21 protein-coding genes and 1 pseudogene are annotated in these 18493 nt (G+C 49.9%); 10 read left to right on the top strand and 12 right to left on the bottom strand.

Annotated features, from left to right (window positions below):
* Window positions 1–15 precede the first annotated feature (15 nt).
* Window positions 16–1461 carry a PTS N-acetylmuramic acid transporter subunit IIBC gene (murP, locus tag JC793_RS01225; RefSeq protein WP_182105869.1) on the top strand — a complete coding sequence of 482 codons (1446 nt, stop codon included), beginning with the start codon at window positions 16–18 and terminating at the stop codon, window positions 1459–1461.
* A 70-nt stretch (window positions 1462–1531) separates the two neighbouring features.
* On the opposite strand, the gene JC793_RS01220 is transcribed toward murP, so the two are convergent.
* The 3 genes from JC793_RS01220 to JC793_RS01210 all read right to left on the bottom strand — a co-directional run bounded on the left by JC793_RS01220 (window position 1532) and on the right by JC793_RS01210 (window position 2910).
* Window positions 1532–1885, bottom strand: a complete 354-nt coding sequence (locus JC793_RS01220; protein WP_218427225.1) for a type II toxin-antitoxin system HicB family antitoxin — start codon at window positions 1883–1885, stop codon at window positions 1532–1534.
* The gene (locus tag JC793_RS01215; RefSeq protein WP_107679939.1) at window positions 1878–2156 is read right to left on the bottom strand and encodes a type II toxin-antitoxin system HicA family toxin; all 279 of its coding nucleotides are present in this window, start codon (window positions 2154–2156) and stop codon (window positions 1878–1880) included. Before JC793_RS01215 ends, JC793_RS01220 begins: the two co-directional genes overlap by 8 nt.
* A 151-nt stretch (window positions 2157–2307) precedes the next feature.
* On the bottom strand, window positions 2308–2910 hold the full coding sequence (locus JC793_RS01210) for a LysE family translocator (RefSeq protein WP_046891955.1): 603 nt from the start codon (window positions 2908–2910) through the stop codon (window positions 2308–2310).
* Window positions 2911–3002: 92 nt separating this feature from the next.
* Here JC793_RS01210 and JC793_RS01205 point away from each other — a divergent pair, with 92 nt between their 5' ends.
* Genes JC793_RS01205 through JC793_RS01195 form a run of 3 tightly spaced genes read left to right on the top strand, consistent with a single transcriptional unit; the run spans window position 3003 to window position 5101 of the window.
* Window positions 3003–3989: a hydrolase gene (locus JC793_RS01205; RefSeq protein WP_107679937.1), complete on the top strand. Its 987-nt coding sequence runs from the start codon at window positions 3003–3005 to the stop codon at window positions 3987–3989.
* The gene (locus tag JC793_RS01200; protein ID WP_046891934.1) at window positions 3986–4204 is read left to right on the top strand and encodes a YheU family protein; all 219 of its coding nucleotides are present in this window, start codon (window positions 3986–3988) and stop codon (window positions 4202–4204) included. Before JC793_RS01205 ends, JC793_RS01200 begins: the two co-directional genes overlap by 4 nt.
* 21 nt (window positions 4205–4225) lie before the next feature.
* The gene (locus JC793_RS01195) at window positions 4226–5101 is read left to right on the top strand and encodes a phosphoribulokinase (protein WP_046891933.1); all 876 of its coding nucleotides are present in this window, start codon (window positions 4226–4228) and stop codon (window positions 5099–5101) included.
* 63 nt (window positions 5102–5164) lie between these two features.
* Here the strand turns inward: JC793_RS01195 and JC793_RS01190 are convergent, their stop codons facing one another.
* On the bottom strand, window positions 5165–5572 hold the full coding sequence (locus JC793_RS01190; protein ID WP_015422409.1) for an OsmC family protein: 408 nt from the start codon (window positions 5570–5572) through the stop codon (window positions 5165–5167).
* 303 nt (window positions 5573–5875) lie between these two features.
* Between JC793_RS01190 and crp the strand changes: the two genes are divergently transcribed.
* Entirely contained in the window at window positions 5876–6508 is a 633-nt protein-coding gene (gene crp / locus JC793_RS01185) for a cAMP-activated global transcriptional regulator CRP (protein WP_004240730.1), read from the top strand.
* Window positions 6509–6575: 67 nt separating this feature from the next.
* On the opposite strand, the gene argD is transcribed toward crp, so the two are convergent.
* From argD to ppiA, 3 genes are all read right to left on the bottom strand, one after another.
* Window positions 6576–7796 carry a bifunctional acetylornithine/succinyldiaminopimelate transaminase gene (gene argD / locus JC793_RS01180; RefSeq protein ID WP_218427224.1) on the bottom strand — a complete coding sequence of 407 codons (1221 nt, stop codon included), beginning with the start codon at window positions 7794–7796 and terminating at the stop codon, window positions 6576–6578.
* 112 nt (window positions 7797–7908) lie between these two features.
* Window positions 7909–8484, bottom strand: a complete 576-nt coding sequence (locus tag JC793_RS01175; RefSeq protein ID WP_218427222.1) for an aminodeoxychorismate synthase component II — start codon at window positions 8482–8484, stop codon at window positions 7909–7911.
* A 267-nt stretch (window positions 8485–8751) separates the two neighbouring features.
* Window positions 8752–9318 carry a peptidylprolyl isomerase A gene (ppiA, locus tag JC793_RS01170; RefSeq protein ID WP_046891930.1) on the bottom strand — a complete coding sequence of 189 codons (567 nt, stop codon included), beginning with the start codon at window positions 9316–9318 and terminating at the stop codon, window positions 8752–8754.
* Window positions 9319–9874: 556 nt separating this feature from the next.
* Here ppiA and yihA point away from each other — a divergent pair.
* The 3 genes from yihA to JC793_RS01155 all read left to right on the top strand — a co-directional run bounded on the left by yihA (window position 9875) and on the right by JC793_RS01155 (window position 11271).
* Window positions 9875–10498, top strand: coding sequence for a ribosome biogenesis GTP-binding protein YihA/YsxC (gene yihA / locus JC793_RS01165; RefSeq protein WP_046891929.1), 624 nt, complete (start codon window positions 9875–9877; stop codon window positions 10496–10498).
* A gap of 170 nt (window positions 10499–10668) precedes the next feature.
* Complete coding sequence (locus tag JC793_RS01160; protein ID WP_046891928.1) at window positions 10669–11040, top strand: Tse2 family ADP-ribosyltransferase toxin; 372 nt, start codon at window positions 10669–10671, stop codon at window positions 11038–11040.
* Window positions 11041–11043: 3 nt separating this feature from the next.
* The gene (locus tag JC793_RS01155; RefSeq protein WP_046891927.1) at window positions 11044–11271 is read left to right on the top strand and encodes a hypothetical protein; all 228 of its coding nucleotides are present in this window, start codon (window positions 11044–11046) and stop codon (window positions 11269–11271) included.
* A gap of 70 nt (window positions 11272–11341) precedes the next feature.
* Here JC793_RS01155 and spfP read toward each other — a convergent pair whose 3' ends face one another.
* Window positions 11342–11389, bottom strand: coding sequence for a small protein SpfP (gene spfP / locus JC793_RS19875; RefSeq protein ID WP_438361642.1), 48 nt, complete (start codon window positions 11387–11389; stop codon window positions 11342–11344).
* Between the two features lie 300 nt (window positions 11390–11689).
* Here spfP and def point away from each other — a divergent pair, with 300 nt between their 5' ends.
* Window positions 11690–12202: a peptide deformylase gene (def, locus tag JC793_RS01150; protein ID WP_046891926.1), complete on the top strand. Its 513-nt coding sequence runs from the start codon at window positions 11690–11692 to the stop codon at window positions 12200–12202.
* A 407-nt stretch (window positions 12203–12609) separates the two neighbouring features.
* Here the strand turns inward: def and polA are convergent, their stop codons facing one another.
* The 4 genes from polA to JC793_RS01130 all read right to left on the bottom strand — a co-directional run bounded on the left by polA (window position 12610) and on the right by JC793_RS01130 (window position 17661).
* Window positions 12610–15408, bottom strand: a complete 2799-nt coding sequence (gene polA, locus JC793_RS01145; RefSeq protein ID WP_166706855.1) for a DNA polymerase I — start codon at window positions 15406–15408, stop codon at window positions 12610–12612.
* A gap of 346 nt (window positions 15409–15754) precedes the next feature.
* Window positions 15755–16378 (bottom strand): thiol:disulfide interchange protein DsbA, encoded by a 624-nt coding sequence (gene dsbA, locus JC793_RS01140; RefSeq protein WP_046891924.1) that lies wholly within the window; start codon window positions 16376–16378, stop codon window positions 15755–15757.
* Between the two features lie 18 nt (window positions 16379–16396).
* Window positions 16397–17392, bottom strand: a complete 996-nt coding sequence (locus JC793_RS01135) for a serine/threonine protein kinase (RefSeq protein ID WP_218427220.1) — start codon at window positions 17390–17392, stop codon at window positions 16397–16399.
* Window positions 17392–17661 (bottom strand): YihD family protein, encoded by a 270-nt coding sequence (locus tag JC793_RS01130; RefSeq protein ID WP_046891954.1) that lies wholly within the window; start codon window positions 17659–17661, stop codon window positions 17392–17394. The genes JC793_RS01135 and JC793_RS01130 overlap by 1 nt, the downstream gene beginning before the upstream one ends.
* 300 nt (window positions 17662–17961) lie before the next feature.
* Here JC793_RS01130 and mobA point away from each other — a divergent pair.
* Window positions 17962–18456: pseudogene (gene mobA / locus JC793_RS19480) on the top strand (molybdenum cofactor guanylyltransferase MobA); the annotation flags it as partial.
* Window positions 18457–18493: the final 37 nt, after the last annotated feature.

Here is an 18493-nt window from a genome sequence, read left to right as displayed (position 1 = left end):
CGCAAGGTAATCACCATGGCCAAAATCAGTCAGTCAACCATCATACAGATTCTGGATGCCATCGGCGGTCCGGGTAACGTGGCACAGAGCGGAAACTGTATGACCCGCCTGCGTCTGACACTGCACAACACACAGCTGGCGGATAAAATCGCTATCAAAAAAATTGAGGGCGTGCTGGGTGTGATTGAAAGTGATGAGCAGTTCCAGATTGTGCTGGGACCGGGAAAAGCACAAACCGCCGCAGAACTGATGCAGAAACATCTGGATGACTATGTTCCCGGCAGTGAACCTGACAGCCGCAGTCTGAAAGAAATTGCCGCCGATCAGAAACAGCATCTGAAAGAGAAACAAACGAACCCGGTACAGCGTTTTCTTGCCAAATTTGCCACGATTTTTACCCCGCTTATTCCGGGTTTTATCGGCGTGGGTCTGCTGCTCGGCTTTGCCACACTGTTTGAGTCGCTCTGGGTCACCGGAAATCCGGCCCCGAACAGCACGCTGGTTGAAGTACTCAGTTACATGAAGGTCTTCGGCAAGGGGCTGTTTACCTTTATGGGGATACTGATTGGTTATAACGCACAGAAAGCCTTCGGCGGTTCCGGCGTCAATGGCGCAATTATCGCGGCGCTGTTTATCCTCGGTTATGATCCACAGGCAACCAAAGGTTTCTACTCCGGTATGGAAACCTTCTTCGGCCATGGTATTGATCCGCGCGGTAACATTATCGGTATTCTGATCGCCACCATCACCGGCGCATGGGTGGAGCGGCAGGTACGGCGCTTTATTCCGGCAAACCTGGATATCATTCTGACATCCGCCATCACCCTGCTGATTATGGGTGCACTAACCTTTATTGTGATTATGCCGATCGGCGTCTGGCTGTTTGACGGCATGTCCTGGCTGTTTATGCATCTCAACGCCAATCCGTTCGGGGCGGCAGTTCTCGCCGGTCTGTTCCTGATTGCGGTGATGTTCGGTATCCATCAGGGTTTTATCCCGGTGTATACCGCACTGGTCGGCACTCAGGGTTTTAACTCCCTATTCCCGATCCTTGCCATGGCGGGTGCCGGTCAGGTCGGTGCGGCGCTGGCACTGTATATCCGCGCTAAAAAAGACTCGGTTCTGCGTAATCAAATCCGCGGGGCGATTATCCCGGGTTTCCTCGGCATCGGCGAACCGCTGATCTACGGCGTGACCCTGCCGCGCGTGAAACCGTTTATTACCGCCTGTTTCGGCGGTGCGGCGGGCGGGTTCTTTATCGGACTTATTGCCTGGTTCGGCTATCCGGTCGGGCTGAATACGGTTTTCGGACCATCGGGAATTATCGCGATTCCGGTCATGACATCCGACAGCGGTATCTTCATGGGGATGGCGGTCTATACCGGCGGGTTGCTCGTCGCCTATCTGGCCGGATTCCTGCTTACCCTGCTGTTCGGCAGTAAGAATGTGGATTTAAGCTGATTTCACTGTAGTGATACAAAAACAGACCGCAATGCGGTCTGTTTTTCATGATTATTCAAACAGGATAAAATCAGCGGGAAATAAGTGCCTGCTCCAGTAACTGAACAATAAACTGATTTTTTGAGACCGAATTCGCTGTTGTGGCAGCATTCAGCCGCGCCTCAAGCCAGCCCGGATAACGCAGCGTAAAGGCCTTTAATTTATCAGTCTCTTTAAAAGGCTCAATGCCTTCTTCAGTACAAGATTGTATAAACTCCGCCAGAGACACTGCACCTTCTTTTTTCAGGCCTTCAATGCTGTCAGATACAAAATCGCAATACCCATTTACATCCAAAAACTTACCGCGGAATGCCTTAATTTCATCCTCATAAGTTACGGATGCAGGGTGACCTTCGATAGTCATGATATTTGTGCTCTTAATCATGTTCCACCCCAATATGATTCTCAAACCACTCTTTCAGACCCGCCACCGCCCCTTTGTCCATCACATTTCCGGGATGGGGCTGATGAGTCAGGTACACGGACCCCATCAAAACAAACCTCCGGCGGGAACCGTTGCCGTTTTTCACTTTACCGCCAAGATTACCAATCAGGCTGCTGACATCATCCCATTTTATTCCTGACTTTGGTGGTGTTGTCAGTATATCAGCCATCGTTTTACGGTGCCTGGCACTCAGCGTGCTGACCTTAATCATTACTTATCCTGCCGGTATCATTCAATGATATCACTCTATGCAGGAGTAGCATGACGTCAACTCATGATATCACATGAAATAGTGAGGCAGATTATTGTGAGCCATTTTTCATTCAGCTTCTGTTTTTGTTCCGCAGGTTATATTATGTCGGCTATTCAAGCCAGATGAGCGGCACACAGGCGGCGGTGAGTAACCCCATCACAATGTTGAAGGTGAACCAGGTATTGCGGCTGCGCAGAAAACGGCCGATAAAGGCACCGAATCCGATCCAGATAAACCCGGCAACCAGATTCACTGAGACCATCACGATACTCATCACCCCGACAGACAGCATATAGGCGTCACCGCTCAGGCTGTAACTGCCGACAGCGCCCAGTCCCATCAGCCAGGCCTTGGGATTGATAAACTGTAACAGCGCGCCCTGATACCAGGTAACGGCTTTACTGACCTGAGGTTCATTAAGAGGCTGATAAGGTGCGGTGGCCAGTTTTTTGGCAAGCCACAGAAGGTAAAGACTGCCCGCAATTTTCATAGCAGTATGCAATTTCGGATAAATAAGTAAAATAGCCGCAACGCCAAAGGCGGAAAGGTATAATACCGTCTGCATACCGAGCATAATACCGGCCATCAGCACCAGTGTGCGGCGGAAACCGTACTGCGCACCGGAGGCAGTCAGCAGCAGATTATTAGGCCCCGGCGTGACTGCCGCAATAAACATAAAAACAGAAAGTGAGATAAAAAGGTGTGCAGTCATGAATAATCCGGCAACATGGTCATTTCCTTTACCGGAAATTACCAGCATGTTTTTCATTAAACAAGAGACGTTTTTTCATTACGAACCAAACTATGTCTAGTCATTTTCAACCGATTTCCTGGGCAACGAATCCGCACCTGCAAACACTGCTGCCCCGGATTTTCCGCCGGAAACCGGCGATAAAACCATTCTGGCAGCGCCTGACGCTGCCGGATAATGATTTTATTGATCTTGCATGGAGCGAAGACCCGGATACCGCACGCCACAAACCACGCCTGGTCATTTTTCACGGCCTGGAGGGCAGCTTCCGCAGCCCTTATGCGCACGGTATCCTGGCAGCAGCCGCCCGTCAGGGCTGGCTGGGCGTTGTCATGCATTTTCGCGGCTGCAGCGGCGAGCCGAACCGATCGAAACGGATTTACCACTCCGGGGAAACCGGTGATGCCCGTTATATGCTGAAGTGGCTGCAGGATACCTACGGCAAAGTGCCGACCGGTGCGGTCGGTTATTCACTCGGCGGCAATATGCTGGCCTGTTATCTCGCCGAGGAAGGTGAAAATGCAGCGGTGGATGCAGGTATTATAGTTTCTGCCCCGCTAATGCTGGAACCCTGCTCCTTCAAAATGGAAAAAGGGTTTTCCCGTTTTTATCAGTGGTATCTGCTTAAAGGACTGAAACGCAATGCCACCCGCAAGCTGGTGCGCTACCCGAATTCGCTGCCGACAAATCTGCTGCATATCCGTGCAATTAAACGTATCCGGGAATTTGATGACATTATCACCTCGCGCATCCACGGATTCCGGGATGCCTCTGATTACTACCGCCGGTGCAGCGCCCTGCCGAAACTCCCGGCCGTACGTAAGCCGATGCTGATCATCCACGCCAAAGATGATCCCTTTATGGCTCAGGAAGTGGTGCCGGATCTGTCACAGTTGCCGCCATGTGTGGAATATCAGATGACCGAACACGGCGGTCATGTCGGCTTTGTGACCGGCAGCTGGCGCCGCCCGCGCTTATGGCTGGAAGAACGCATTCCTGAATGGCTGGCACCGCATCTGACCGCGAAGGAGACAGAATGATTATTCCCTGGCAGGATATCGCGCCGGAAACACTGGAAAGTATCCTGGAAAGTGTGGTGCTGCGCGAAGGCACCGATTACGGCGAACATGAAAAATCACTCAGTGATAAAGTGGCGGATCTTTACACGCAACTCAAAAACGGCGACATTGTGATCGTCTGGTCGGAATTACACGAAACACTCAACATCATGCCGTCGGCAGAATTCCGCGGCTGATTCAGCCGGAGGAAATGCCGCATGTCACGGACCCACCCGATTATCGCCGTTACCGGCTCCAGCGGAGCCGGTACCACTACCACCAGTCAGGCTTTCCGTAAGATTTTCCAGCAGCTGGATGCGGTTCCGGCCATTATTGAGGGTGACAGTTTCCACCGTTACACACGACCGGAAATGGATGCCGCCATCCGTAAAGCCCGCGAACAGGGACGTCACATCAGCTATTTCGGGCCGGAAGCCAATGACTTTGCCCTTCTCGAAAGTACATTCCGTCAGTACAGTGAAAACGGCAGCGGTGAGCGCCGTAAGTACCTGCATACTTATGATGAAGCAGTGCCCTATAACCAGCTTCCCGGCACCTTTACCCCCCGTGAGGCACTGCCTGCCGGTACAGACGTGCTTTTCTACGAAGGTCTTCACGGCGGCGTGGTCACACCGGAACATAATATTGCCGGACACGTGGATTTGCTGGTCGGCGTAGTGCCGATAGTCAACCTGGAGTGGATACAGAAGTTAGTCCGCGACACCAGCGATCGCGGGCATTCGCGGGAGGCGGTGATGGATTCTGTCGTGCGTTCGATGGATGATTACATCCGCTATATCACCCCGCAGTTTTCCCGCACCCACATTAACTTCCAGCGGGTGCCGACGGTGGATACCTCGAATCCGTTTTCGGCCAAATCCATTCCGTCACAGGACGAGAGCTTTACCGTGATCCGCTTCCGCGGCCTGAAAAAAATCGATTTTCCCTATTTGTTATCCATGCTTCAGGGGTCGTTTATTTCCGCCTCAAATACGATTGTTGTACCCGGCGGCAAATTAGGACTGGCAATGGAATTAATAATGGCGCCCCTGGCAGAGCAATTATTACAGGGAAAACAAATAAACAAGCGATAAAAAAACCGGGTAATAATGTATTACCCGGTTTATGTTCAAAAATAAAAATAATCTTTCAAAAAATTATTCAATATTTTTCACTTCAAAACTATGTGTAATGTTAACACTTTCGCCTAACATTAATGAAACAGAACAATATTTTTCAGCGGATAATTGCACGGCACGCCCGACAACGTTTTCTGTCAGGTCACGGCCGGTTACAATAAAATGCAGATTGATGTGAGTGAATAAACGCGGCGCGGTTTCACGACGTTCAGCAGTAAGTTTTACATCACAATCAATGACTTGATTACGGCCTTTTTGCAAAATAGAGACGACATCAATGGCGCTGCAGCCGCCGGTTGCCATCAGTACCATCTCCATCGGGTTCGGGGCTTTTTCACCGGCATTACCGTCCATTGTAATCTGGTGTCCTGACGCGGATTCCCCTAAGAAAGTCATGTTCTCAACCCACTTTACACGCGCTTCCATTTTTATACCCTCATCATCAATATAATTCACGACAGACTACCCTTTCATTCACGGGCTGGCAATCTATCTCATAGTTTATTATGCTGAAGCGAGACAGTGGAAGACAGGACTGTTTTCCTGTGCTAAAAACACGGCAAGGATTTATCTATGGCTAAGATCAATATCTTTCCGTGTGGATTATTATACTATTTTAATAAACTAACTTGCCGGAAATTCAGCAAGTTAATATGATAAGCTAAGACTTTATATAATTGCAGAGCGTAAACAACGGTTTGCAATAACTAACAACAGAGGATAACGCGAATGGTTCTCGGCAAGCCACAAACAGACCCCACGCTTGAATGGTTTTTGTCTCACTGCCATATCCACAAATATCCATCCAAAAGCACGCTTATTCATCAGGGCGAAAAGGCAGAAACACTCTACTACATTGTAAAAGGTTCTGTTGCGGTACTGATCAAAGATGAAGAAGGCAAAGAGATGATTTTATCCTATCTCAATCAGGGTGATTTCATCGGTGAACTCGGATTATTTGAGGAAGGTCAGGAACGTACGGCGTGGGTACGGGCAAAAAGCGCCTGCGAAGTTGCAGAAATCTCGTACAAAAAGTTCCGCCAGCTTATCCAGGTTAACCCGGATATCCTTATGCGCCTTTCCGCGCAGATGGCAAGCCGCCTGCAAACCACATCAGAAAAGGTCGGAAACCTTGCATTCCTTGATGTGACAGGCCGCATCGCCCAGACATTACTGAACCTGGCAAAACAGCCGGATGCGATGACGCACCCGGACGGTATGCAAATCAAAATTACCCGTCAGGAAATCGGCCAGATTGTGGGATGTTCCCGCGAAACAGTCGGCCGTATTCTGAAGATGCTGGAAGATCAGAACCTGATCTCCGCACACGGTAAAACCATCGTGGTATACGGCACCCGTTAATCCGGACAGCCTTTATCACCAAAACAGGCGCAATTGCGCCTGTTTTTCTTTTCTGAATTTTGCCTTTTTACTGCATTTCCCGGAAGTCATTCAGGGTCTTTGCCAGTCGTTTCATTCCCTCATCCACATCGGCTTTTTCAATAATCAGCGACGGCGTAAAACGCAGGACATTGCTACCGGCATTCAGCAGCATCAGGCCATTTTTGGCCGCGAGTCCCAGCAGTGTTTTTGACTGATCGCGGAAGATACCTGTCAGTTCGGCACCTATCAGCAACCCTTTACCGCGGATTTCCGCAAACGCGCCAAATGTGCTGTTCAGGGATTGCAGAGCATCAGCAAACCACCGGTGACGTTCATTCACTCCTGCCAGCAGCGCCGGGTCATTAATCAGATCAAAGGCGGCATTGCCGACAGCGCAGGCCAGCGGATTGCCGCCATAGGTGGTACCGTGGGTACCGGGCACCATGACCTGAGCTATCTCCTGTTTTGTCAGCATCGCACTGATCGGAAAACCACCGCCCAGCGCTTTCGCAGTGGTCAGAATATCCGGCTCAATGCCGTAATCCATATAGGCAAACAGTTTTCCGCTGCGCCCCATCCCGCTCTGCACTTCATCAAAGATCAGCAATGCCTGATGTTTATCACACAGATCACGCACTTCCTGCATAAAAGCAGGAGTGGCAGGCGTGATCCCCCCCTCACCCTGGATAGGTTCCAGAACCACGGCACAGGTGTGATCGTCCATCACCGCTTTGACAGCATCGGGATCGTTGAAAGGTACATGAATAATATCTGCCGGTTTCGGCCCGAAGCCATCGGCATATTTTGGCTGACCGCCGACAGAAACAGTGAAAAATGTCCGGCCGTGGAAGCCATGGTGAAAAGCAATAATCTTGGTTTTATAAGGATGATGACGGGTCAGTGCATAATGACGTGCCAGTTTGAATGCGGCTTCATTCGCCTCCGCGCCGGAGTTGGCAAAGAAAACCCGTTCCGCGAACGTGTGTTTTATCAGCTTCTGCGCCAGTGTCAGTGCCGGTTCATTGGTGAAAATATTGCTGACATGCCAGAGCGATTCACTCTGGGCTTTCAGTGCCGCGACCAGCGCCGGATGACAATGCCCCAGTGCCAGTACGGCAATACCACCGGCAAAATCGACATATTCGGTGCCGTTCTGATCCCATACACGGCTTCCCTGTCCTCTGACAGGAATAAAATCAGCCGGTGCATAAATTGGCAGCATTACTTCATCATAAGTGCCGCGCGTTACCGCATTCTGTTTTGTCATCGTTCCTTACCTGATCTACCCACAAGTGAAAATATAATCACCAAATATGAATAAAAAATCAAATTAAAACGAATGAAAAAACAGAACCGGGGATAAAATAATCGATAACTGATTAGTATTTCAGGAAATTATTCAGGAGTTCATGCCCCTGTTCACTGAGAATACTTTCCGGATGGAATTGCACACCTTCAATCGGCAGGGTTTTATGGCGGATACCCATGATTTCATCCACATTACCGTCGTGCAGGCTCCATGCCGTGACTTCAAAAGAGGCCGGCAGTGTTTCCGGGGCAATCACCAGTGAATGGTAGCGGGTGACGGTCAGCGGACGGTTCAGCCCTTTGAACACCCCCTGCTGATTATGATGGATTGCGGTGGTTTTGCCGTGCATGACTTTACGTGCCTTCACCACCTGTGCACCAAACGCCTGACCGATAGCCTGATGCCCGAGACAAACCCCGAGGATCGGGATCTCACCGGCGAAATGGCTGACGGCATCCAGTGAAATACCGGCTTCAGACGGCGTACAGGGACCCGGTGAGATCACCAGGTGAGACGGCGATAATTGCTCAATATCACTGAGGCAGACAGCATCATTTCGTTTAACCTGTACATCTGCACCTAACTCACAGAAGTATTGATACAGGTTATAAGTAAATGAGTCATAATTATCGATAATTAATAGCATGATTAATCTATATCCAACTGATATATTTATCTTTTTTATTTTCAAACTGCTGCGTCAGGCACACGTTGACAGCGCCCGGCAACCACAGGGGATTGCACAGTCAGCTTCATGAAGCGGGCTATAATACCACAGCCGGACAGAGAAAATAGCCCGAATGCGGCATGGTACCGCAGAGGCAGATATCGTCGGATTCAGACTATCAGGGAGTTTGACATGCTTACGGGGAATATCCGGAAATATTCCCCTTAGTCTGCACGAAAATACGGTTTATTTTACGATAGTTGCAGAAATAATTTTGACCGGTGTTGACGGCACATTCTGGTAAGGACCGATATTTTCAGTCTTCACTTTTGAGATTTTATCGACAACATCCATGCCGTTCACGACTTTACCAAACACGGCATAGCCGAAATCACGCTGGCCGTGGTCGAGGAATGCATTATCCGCCACGTTGATAAAGAACTGGCTGGTTGCGCTGTCTTTATCTGCGGTACGCGCCATCGCAATGGTTCCGCGCAGATTACGCAGGCCGTTATCCGCTTCATTTTTGACAGGCGGACGGGTCTGTTTCTGATTCATATCCGCCGTAAAGCCGCCGCCCTGCACCATAAAGCCCGGGATGACGCGGTGGAATGTTGTATCGTCATAGAACTTATCTGAGACATACTGTTTAAAATTTTCCACAGTTTTCGGCGCTTTTTCATTATCCAGCGCAATTTCAAAATCACCTGCGGTGGTGGTAAATTTAACATGCGTCTGCTCCGCCGCGAACGCCAGCGAAGTTGCACTGAGGGTACAGGCTGCCACAAATGACACTAAAACTCGTTTTAACATTCCCAATTCCTTTCAACGAAATAAACTTACACTAATCTTAACGATTTTAATGGGCAATGGCGCGAAGTGCCACCGATTTACTTTAATTTACTTTCACGGCAGGGATGAAGAATTAATATAAGAATTTTTCACGTATTTGTACTGATGATATTTCGCTCACGGCCCGTAATTAAGCAAAATACGGCGAAATTTTTCATCCTGCTGATACATTTATTGCATTTAACGTGTAAATATAAATATCACACTGATCTTTATGGATAATTTTCATTTATTGATAAAAAACTCAACTTATGCCAAATAAAAAATAACATCCGGTCTTGTAACCAATAATAAACCGCCCTGATTTTTTATCTTTTTACGCGTAAATATCAGTGTCTTTTCTGCCGGAAACACTTTGTTTTCTCCGGATTATATCCGCTGCCACCCCCTATCCTATTATTGTTGTCACTTTTTTCATTTCTGAAAATAAACAGGCGCAGTAATCTGTCTGCCGCAGTTCTTAAACAACATGCATTAGGCTATAATCATCCCGGTTTCGACCTGAGGAGAACAGATTTTGACCATTAAAACGCACAACTACCAAGTGACCCATTTTGTCATCAGCGCACCGGATATCCGCCATTTACCGGAAGATACGGGGATCGAAGTGGCGTTTGCCGGTCGCTCCAATGCCGGAAAATCCAGTGCACTGAATGCACTGACACAGCAAAAAAGCCTGGCACGGACCAGTAAAACACCGGGACGTACCCAGCTTATCAACCTGTTTGAAGTCACTGACGGCTGCCGTGTGGTTGACCTGCCGGGCTATGGATACGCTGAAGTTCCGGAAGCGATGAAACGGAAATGGCAGGCCGCACTGGGCGAATATCTGCAAAAGCGCAACTGTCTGCGCGGTCTGGTGGTACTGATGGATATCCGTCATCCGCTTAAAGACCTGGATATGCAGATGATTGAGTGGGCAGTGGCAATGCAGGTGCCGGTACTGGCATTACTGACCAAAGCCGACAAACTGGCCAGCGGCGCACGCAAAAAGCAGCTGATGGCGGTTCGCGATGCTCTGGCAGAACTGAGTGACACCGGCGATATTCAGGTGGAATACTTCTCTGCCCTGAAAAAAATCGGCATTGATAAGTTACGTCTGAAACTGGACACCTGGTTCAGCGAAAGCGACGCAGAGTGATCCCCTCCCGAAACAGATGGTTATTACTGACCATCTGTTCTTTTCTGTAATCATCATCCCTTAGCCAAAAGACCGAAAAAAGCCGCTCTGCCGGCGATAATCTGTCCGGCCTCTCTCTTCCCTGCTATACACAATCTGATGATATGTTCACAAACATAAGGATGTGTTTTATGCGGGAAAAAACATTATATATTTTGGCCGACGATTTATACCGTATGGGCAACAGTAGTTCGTCCCGGCTGGCAAATGTCAGAAGGAGCGATATTAATACCAGAGAAATTGGTGAAACGGATTTCATTGTTGCTGATAATAACGGTGTGAGTGTATTTACCAAAGAAGGTCTGGATGAGTGTCCGCTGACCGGGTGGGTGTGGGAGTTAAAAGCAGGTACTATCCTGCCTGCCGGCCTGACTATTGTTAAACGGGGTTCAAAGGGCCATCATATGATTGTGCCGGCGGAAAATATGCCGCTGACAAAATATATCAGCCTGCTGGAAAGTGTGGCCATGTTCTGTGAAAAACAATATATGAAGAGAGCATAACAGATGCGGGTACTCGAACTCAAAATCGACAGAAGCACATTTAACTTACTGTGGAAATCACTCCATGCCAGGGAAGAAGCACTCCTTCGCAGAGTTGAGGAATACGGGGAAGATTCAGATGAAGGCGCTGATGCCCTGAATGATATCATGGCACTCCGCCTTTACCGGAACGAACTCCGGGAAGATGCCGAACCGGTTTTTGATGCGAATGCCTTTCTCACTGACGATTAACCTTTCCCCGCCTTTATTCAGGACAAAAAAATGCTCCGGTCAGAAGTTGTCTGACCGGAGCAGCTAATATTCAGCTAAATCCGATTACGTGAAGTAAAAGGTCTGAAAGATAGAACATCTTACCTCTGTACCCTACACAAATAACTTTACAGCAAATTTACGGACAAAAAAACCTTTTTTGTAATTTTTTTTCAGATTACGCACGATTCAGCTTGTCATAAAACCGTAAAATTCATCTCAAATGTTCTTTAATTACATATTTATGCGATCTGGATCTATAGGCAGTCCGGACCTGTCCGCACAAAATAGCAACAAAACAGCACAAATGATGCCGTTTTAATACCATACTGTTATGATAGTCTGAGCGTATCCGGGAGTACGCCTCCCCATTATTCCGAATTATATTAGTGAGTTAGCTATGGCATTACTGACATTACGGCATTTTCCTGATCCCTGCCTGCGGGAAACGGCCCAACCGGTCACGGTTTTTGATGACGACCTGAAAACATTTGTTACTGATATGACAGAAACCATGTATGCCGAACGGGGCATCGGCCTTGCTGCGCCGCAGGTGGGCGTCTGTAAACGTGTGATTATCGTTGATGTCTCTGAAAACCGGGATCAGCCGATGGCGCTGATTAATCCTGAGTTTATTCAGTGTGACGGAGAAATGATGATGATGGACGGTTGCCTGTCCCTGCCGGAGAGTTATACGGAGACACAGCGCTATTCTTCAGTCACGGTCCGCTATCAGGATGTGAACGGTACAGAACACACTCTTGAGGCAGAGGGATTACAGGCAGGTTGTCTCCAGCATGAAATCGACCATCTCAACGGTAAGCTGTTTATCGACCATCTCTCGCCGCTGAAGCGCCAGCGCATTGAGAAAAAAGTGAAGAAAACCCTGAAAATGCGGGAAGAAAACGCATAACAGGAAAATCCCCCGGAGCACAATCCCTTTACGTTATAGATTTAGTTTGTGGCTGAAAAATGATACCGGATGCTAAGGCTAAATCATTCGGTTTGCAGCAAGCAGAAGGAACCAGAGCACAATGCCTTTACGCTATAGATTTCGGTCTGTGGTAAGGCGGCAAAGGAAGAAATCCGGGGAGCATACATCAGTATGTGACCCGGATTTCTGAGTGCGGCCAACGCAGTCACGGACTGAAAGATGACGCGTAATCCAACAAACACGATTCAGAGCACAATGCCTTTACGCTATAGATTTCGGTCTGTGGCAAGGCGGCAAAGGAAGAAATCCGGGGAGCATACACCAGTATGTGACCCGGATTTCTGAGTGCGGCCAACGCAGCCACGGATTGAAAGATGACGCGTAAATTAGTGGGCTTCGTCCCAATTGGCACCGACTCCCGCTTCCACTTTCAACGGCACATCCAGTTTCATCGCTGCTTCCATCAGCCCGCGGATCTTCTCTGCCATCTCTGCCTGCTGTTCTTTTCTGACTTCAAACACCAGTTCATCGTGCACCTGCATAATCATCAGTGCATCGATGTTCTCTTTTTGCAGCCAGTCATCCACGGCGATCATCGCTTTTTTGATGATATCCGCTGCGGTACCCTGCATCGGGGCGTTGATCGCCTCGCGCTCAGCAGCCTTGCGGCGCATACCGTTACGGGAATTGATTTCCGGCAGCCAGAGACGGCGGCCTTCCAGTGTTTCCACGTATCCTTTTTCTGCCGCATGTTCACGGGTGCGGGCCATATACTCCAGCACGCCCGGATAGCGTTCAAAATAGAGATCCATATAACGCTGTGCTTCACCACGCGGGATGCCCAGCTGGCGCGCAAGACCAAATGCGCTCATGCCGTAAATCAGGCCGAAGTTAATCGCTTTCGCGCTGCGGCGCTGATCAGACGTTACTTCTTCCAGCGGCACACCAAACACTTCTGCGGCAGTTGCGCGGTGGATATCCTTGCCTTCGGCAAAAGCTTTCAGCAGCCCTTTATCCTGTGACAGATGCGCCATGATACGCAGCTCAATCTGCGAATAGTCCGCCGCCATAATGCAGTAGCCGTCACGGGCGATAAACGCCTGACGGATACGGCGTCCCTCATCCGTCCTGACAGGAATATTCTGCAGATTCGGGTCACGGGAAGACAGGCGGCCGGTTGCCGTCACTGCCTGGTGATAAGAGGTATGCACACGGCGGGTTTTCGGATCCACCATCAGCGGCAGTTTATCAGTATAAGTGGTTTTCAGTTTGGACAGACTGCGGTGCTCCAGGATCACACGCGGTAACTCGTGGTTATCCGCCAGCTCTTCCAGCACTTCCTCATTGGTTGACGGTGCGCCGCCCGGGGTTTTCTTCACCACCGGCAGATTCAGTTTTTCAAACAGAATGGCCTGTAACTGCTTCGGTGAAGAAAGATTGAATTCTTCACCGGCGATGGCAAATGCCTGTTTTTCCAGCTCATCCAGACGGGCTGTCAGTTGTACTGACTGTGCCGCCAGCACATTGGCGTCGATCAGAACCCCTGTCCGTTCCATACGGGAAAGCACCGGCACCAGCGGCATTTCGATATCCTGATAGACATGCAGCAGGGATTTTTCCGCCTCCAGCTGCGGATAGAGCGCCTGATGCAGCAGCAACGTGATATCCGCATCTTCCGCCGCATAATTAGCGGCTTCTTCCAGCGGGATCTGATTAAACGTCAGTTGCTTTTTACCTTTCCCGGCGATCTCTTCAAATGTCGTGGTTTTATAATTCAGATGGCGATCGGCCAGGCTGTCCATATCATGACGCCCGGCAACACTGTTGAGCACATAGGATTCCAGCATGGTGTCGAAAGCGATACCGCGCAGCTCCACATCGTAATTTTCCATAATCCCGCGATCAAACTTCAGGTTCTGACCGATTTTACGGATTTTTTCATCTTCCAGAATCGGTTTCATCACCCGCAGCACCTGCTCAGTCAGCAGCTGATCCGGCGCATCCAGGTAATCATGGCCGATCGGCACATAAGCGGCATGACCTGCTTTTGCAGCAAATGACATCCCGACCAGACGCGCAGAAAGGTTATCCAGACTGTCGGTTTCGGTATCAAAGGCAAATTCACCGGCTTCACGCAGGATATCCGCCCAGCGGTTCAGTGCCGCTTCATCGAGGATAGTTTCATAGTTTTCATTGCTGATTTCCGGCACAGCCACCGGTGCTGCCGGAGGTTGTGCTGCGGCGGCGGCACTCACCGCTGCTTTTGATGGCGCACTGCGGGTGCTTTTCTTCGCCAGCCAGCCTCCGTTTTCCAGATCACTTATCCAGCGTTTGAATTCATACTGCGTGAACAATGCATGCAGCTTATCCAAATCCGGCTCTGACAGCACAAGGGTATCCCAGGTACGATCGAGCTCCACATCGGTTTTGATGGTCGCCAACGTGTAAGAGAGATACGCCATCTCTTTGTTGGTTTCCATCTTCGGCGCGAGGGTTTTGGCACCACGGAAGCTCAGCCCGGCAATTTTACTCAGATCTGTATAGATATCATCCAGACTGCCCAGCCCCTGTAACAATGCCTGCGCCGTTTTCTCACCGACGCCCGGCACGCCCGGGATGTTATCGGAGGAATCGCCCATCAGCGCCAGATAATCGATAATCAGTGACGGCGGAACACCATACTTGGTTTCCACTTCCTCCGGCCCGAGAATGGTGTTATTCATGGTATTGATCAGCGTGATATCCGGCGTCACCAGCTGTGCCATATCTTTATCACCGGTGCTGATCAGTACCGCACGGCCTTCGGCTGCCGCCTGTTTCGCCAGTGTCCCGATAACATCATCGGCTTCCACACCGGAGACAGATAACAGCGGCATGCCCATCGCGATAACCATGTCATGCAGCGGCGCTATCTGCTCACGCAGGTCATCCGGCATCGGCGGACGATGTGATTTATAGGCTTCGAACAGTTCATCGCGGAACGTTTTACCTTTGGCATCAAATACCACGGCAACATGGCTGGGTTCATACTGCATCACCAGGCTGCGCAGCATATTCAGCACGCCGTACATGGCACCGGTCGGTTGCCCGGCACTGTTGGTCAGCGGGGGGAATGCGTGGTAAGCACGATAGAGGTACGATGAACCATCGACTAAAATCAAGGGGTTGTCTGCAATCTGAGCCATAATTGCCTTCACAGTATTAAATGGAGTCTTGCGGGTAGCATGCCACAGACTGCGGCATCCGACGACTATTATCGGCCGCAGCCGTTAATCTTCCCGCACATCAGAACAGGACGGGTACGCCGGTAAAATAAAAAATAACAAACTGTGGATAACTTTGTGGGTAAATTTATGAACCCTATGTAAATCACTGTCTGCAGCGTGATATACCTGAATCTCGTTCAAAAAAATCAATAGGTTATAAACGAATAGCGCAAGATAATCTGCCGCTGTAATCACTTGATTAATGTGGATAGTAAAAAAGCAATGGCGTTACCGCCATTGCTTCCGGGAGATACAGATTCTGAGATTAGTTCTGCTTAAGCAGATAATTGACCGTATCAGAGAACGCTTTACCGTATTCATTCACATCTTTGACTTCCAGACCGGCGTTGTTGATCTGGTATTTGCCTTTCACAAAGACGGCCGGAACACCGCGTAATTTGTAATCTGCCGCCGCTTTCTGCTGCTTGGCGATCAGCGATTTCACAAAAATGCTGTTAGCGGCGGAGTCATAATCCTCACCGGTCACACCCGCTTTGATAAAGGCTTCACGGACATCAGCAGGGGTTTTGATTGTGCCGGTTTTCTGAATGCCTTCAAACAGGATCGGCGTGACTTTATCCTCAACGCCCATCGCCATTGCCACAGCCCAGGCTTTGGTCATTTCAGGACCCATCGGGCCACCGAGGAAATCAACATGATAGCGCTCATGTTTCGCGCCTTCCGGCAGGTTTTTGCTGATGGATTCCGGCACTTTGAAGTTTTCTTCAAACTGGTAGCAGTGCGGGCAGTAGAAGGAGAAAAACTCCACCACATCCGGCTGATTTGTTACCGGTGTGCTCAGCTCGTTATACTGCTTTCCGGCCACCGGGTTTGCAAAGACACTGAATGACATCGCAAATCCGATCAGCGCTAACCAAAGTTTCTTCATCTTTATCTCTCCTGAAAATCAATAAGGCAGATAACGTGTCAGCGGAGGCTCCGCCAGCACAGCTATCTGTTCAGTCATCAGTGATTGCTGCTGTGACCAGAAATCACTTTCCGCCATCCATGGAAAAGCTTTAGGAAAAGCGGGATCCTGCCAGCGGCGTGCCACCCAGGATAAAAAATGAACCATGCGCATGGCGCGCAGCGGTTCAATCAGTGCCAGCTCGCGCGTATCAAAGTCACAAAACTCCTGATAGGCATCGAGCAGAATGTCCAGCTGATAACGGCGCGAGTCGGTATCCCCGCTGAGCAGCATCCACAGATCCTGCACTGCCGGGCCGTTGCGGGCGTCATCGAAATCCACCAGCCACGGCTCATCACGCCATAAAATATTACCGGGATGACAATCCCCGTGCAGACGGATGGAATGCCAGTCATCGTGCCAGCGGGCAGATGTCTCGCGGATCAGAGTATCCAGCGTCTGTATAAAATCGCTCCGCCGCGCCGGCGGGATCAGCGGACACTCCGCAAGAATCTCACGCGGTGTCAGCAGATATTCCTGCAATCCGATCGTCGGCCGGTGCACAAAACAGCGCTCCCGGCTTATCTGGTGCAATCTGCCGAGCAGACGTCCGGTGCTTTCCAGCTGATCAAGATTATCCGTTTCATACGCCCGCCCGCCGACCGACGGGAACAGTGCAAACAGATAACCGTCCTGTGACAGCAGCGTATCACCGTCAAACGCCAGCGGAGCCGCAACCGGCAGCCCGGCGTGTGCCAGTGTCAGCGTCAGCTCGTGCTCCTCACGGATTTGAGCCTCATTCCAGCGCGCCGGACGATAAAATTTCACCACATAGCGGGTGCGGTTTTCATCGGTAAACTGATAGACACGGTTTTCATAGCTGTTCAGCTCGGTCAGACCGGAATCTAACCAGATACCGTAACGGCTCAGACTGTCGATCAGGCGATCAGGCCGGAAATCCTGAAAAGTGAAAACCGGCGGAGTCGTCGTCTGCATTACTCTTTGATGATGCCGCGGGCACGTAACAGCGCCGTTTTAAAATCGTCTTCGTAATCTTTTTTCAGACCCGGAATCGCGTCTGTTGCATCAGAGCCGCGCATTTTCAGGTGATAAATAAGAATATCATCGGTCAGATCTGACAGTTCGCCCTCAAACCCGGCTTCATCCGCCAGTTTCTGCAGCATCTGCATCAGGTTCAAATCAGAATGTTGCTGCCAGACCGGCTGCAGGAGTTCGATAACCTCATTAAGGCGATGACATTTCATAATAAATTCCTTATAAGCAAGATCGTAACACATTACCAATTATCCGCCGCTCCGGAAAGAACAGGACTGTCAGGATGCGTAAATATTGGCTGTCTGTAATAACTGCGGCATATTATCCGTGATTATCACAACCATTGCATTGTTATTTGCGGACACAGATATTTGCGGACACAGATATTTGCGGACATAGGTATTCGCGGACATAGATATTTGCGTACATCGATATTCGCGCTCACTATACCGGAATCCTTGTTAAGATAAGTTCAGAATATTTATCAGAGATTGTCAGAGAAACTGAAAATGATGATACAACTCAGCGGCTGTATTCTTGCCGGCGGCCGGGCCACCCGGATGCAGGGACGGGACAAAGGCCTGGTATTACTGGGCGGGCAGCCGCTTTATCAGCACAGTGTAAAACGGCTCGCTCCGCAGACAGATGATATTTTTATCAATGCCAACCGCAATGCCCGGGATTATCACGCCACCGGCCTGCGGGTAGTGGCGGATACACTGCCGGACTTCCCCGGTCCGCTTGCCGGGATGCTGGCCGGGCTTGAAAATGCCCTGCACGACTGGGTGCTGTTTGTGCCCTGTGATGTGCCGCAGTTCCCGGCGGATCTGGCGGAAAAACTCTGGCAACAGAAAGGCGATGCCCTGTGTGCCTATGCCTGTGATCACCAGCGGGCGCATCCGGCCTTTGCGTTGTGTCACCGTTCGCTGATCACCCCGCTGAAAGAATACCTTACCGGCGGCGATCGCAAACTTCTCTTGTTTATGGATAACATCGGCGCAAAAGCCGTCACATTTGATGCAAATCCCGGCGATTTTATTA

Origin of the sequence: Morganella morganii (assembly GCF_019242955.1) — a bacterium.
Taxonomy (GTDB): domain Bacteria; phylum Pseudomonadota; class Gammaproteobacteria; order Enterobacterales; family Enterobacteriaceae; genus Morganella; species Morganella sibonii.
The sequence above is the reverse complement of the archived record's forward strand: the minus strand, read 5'-3'. Positions and strand labels throughout refer to the sequence as shown.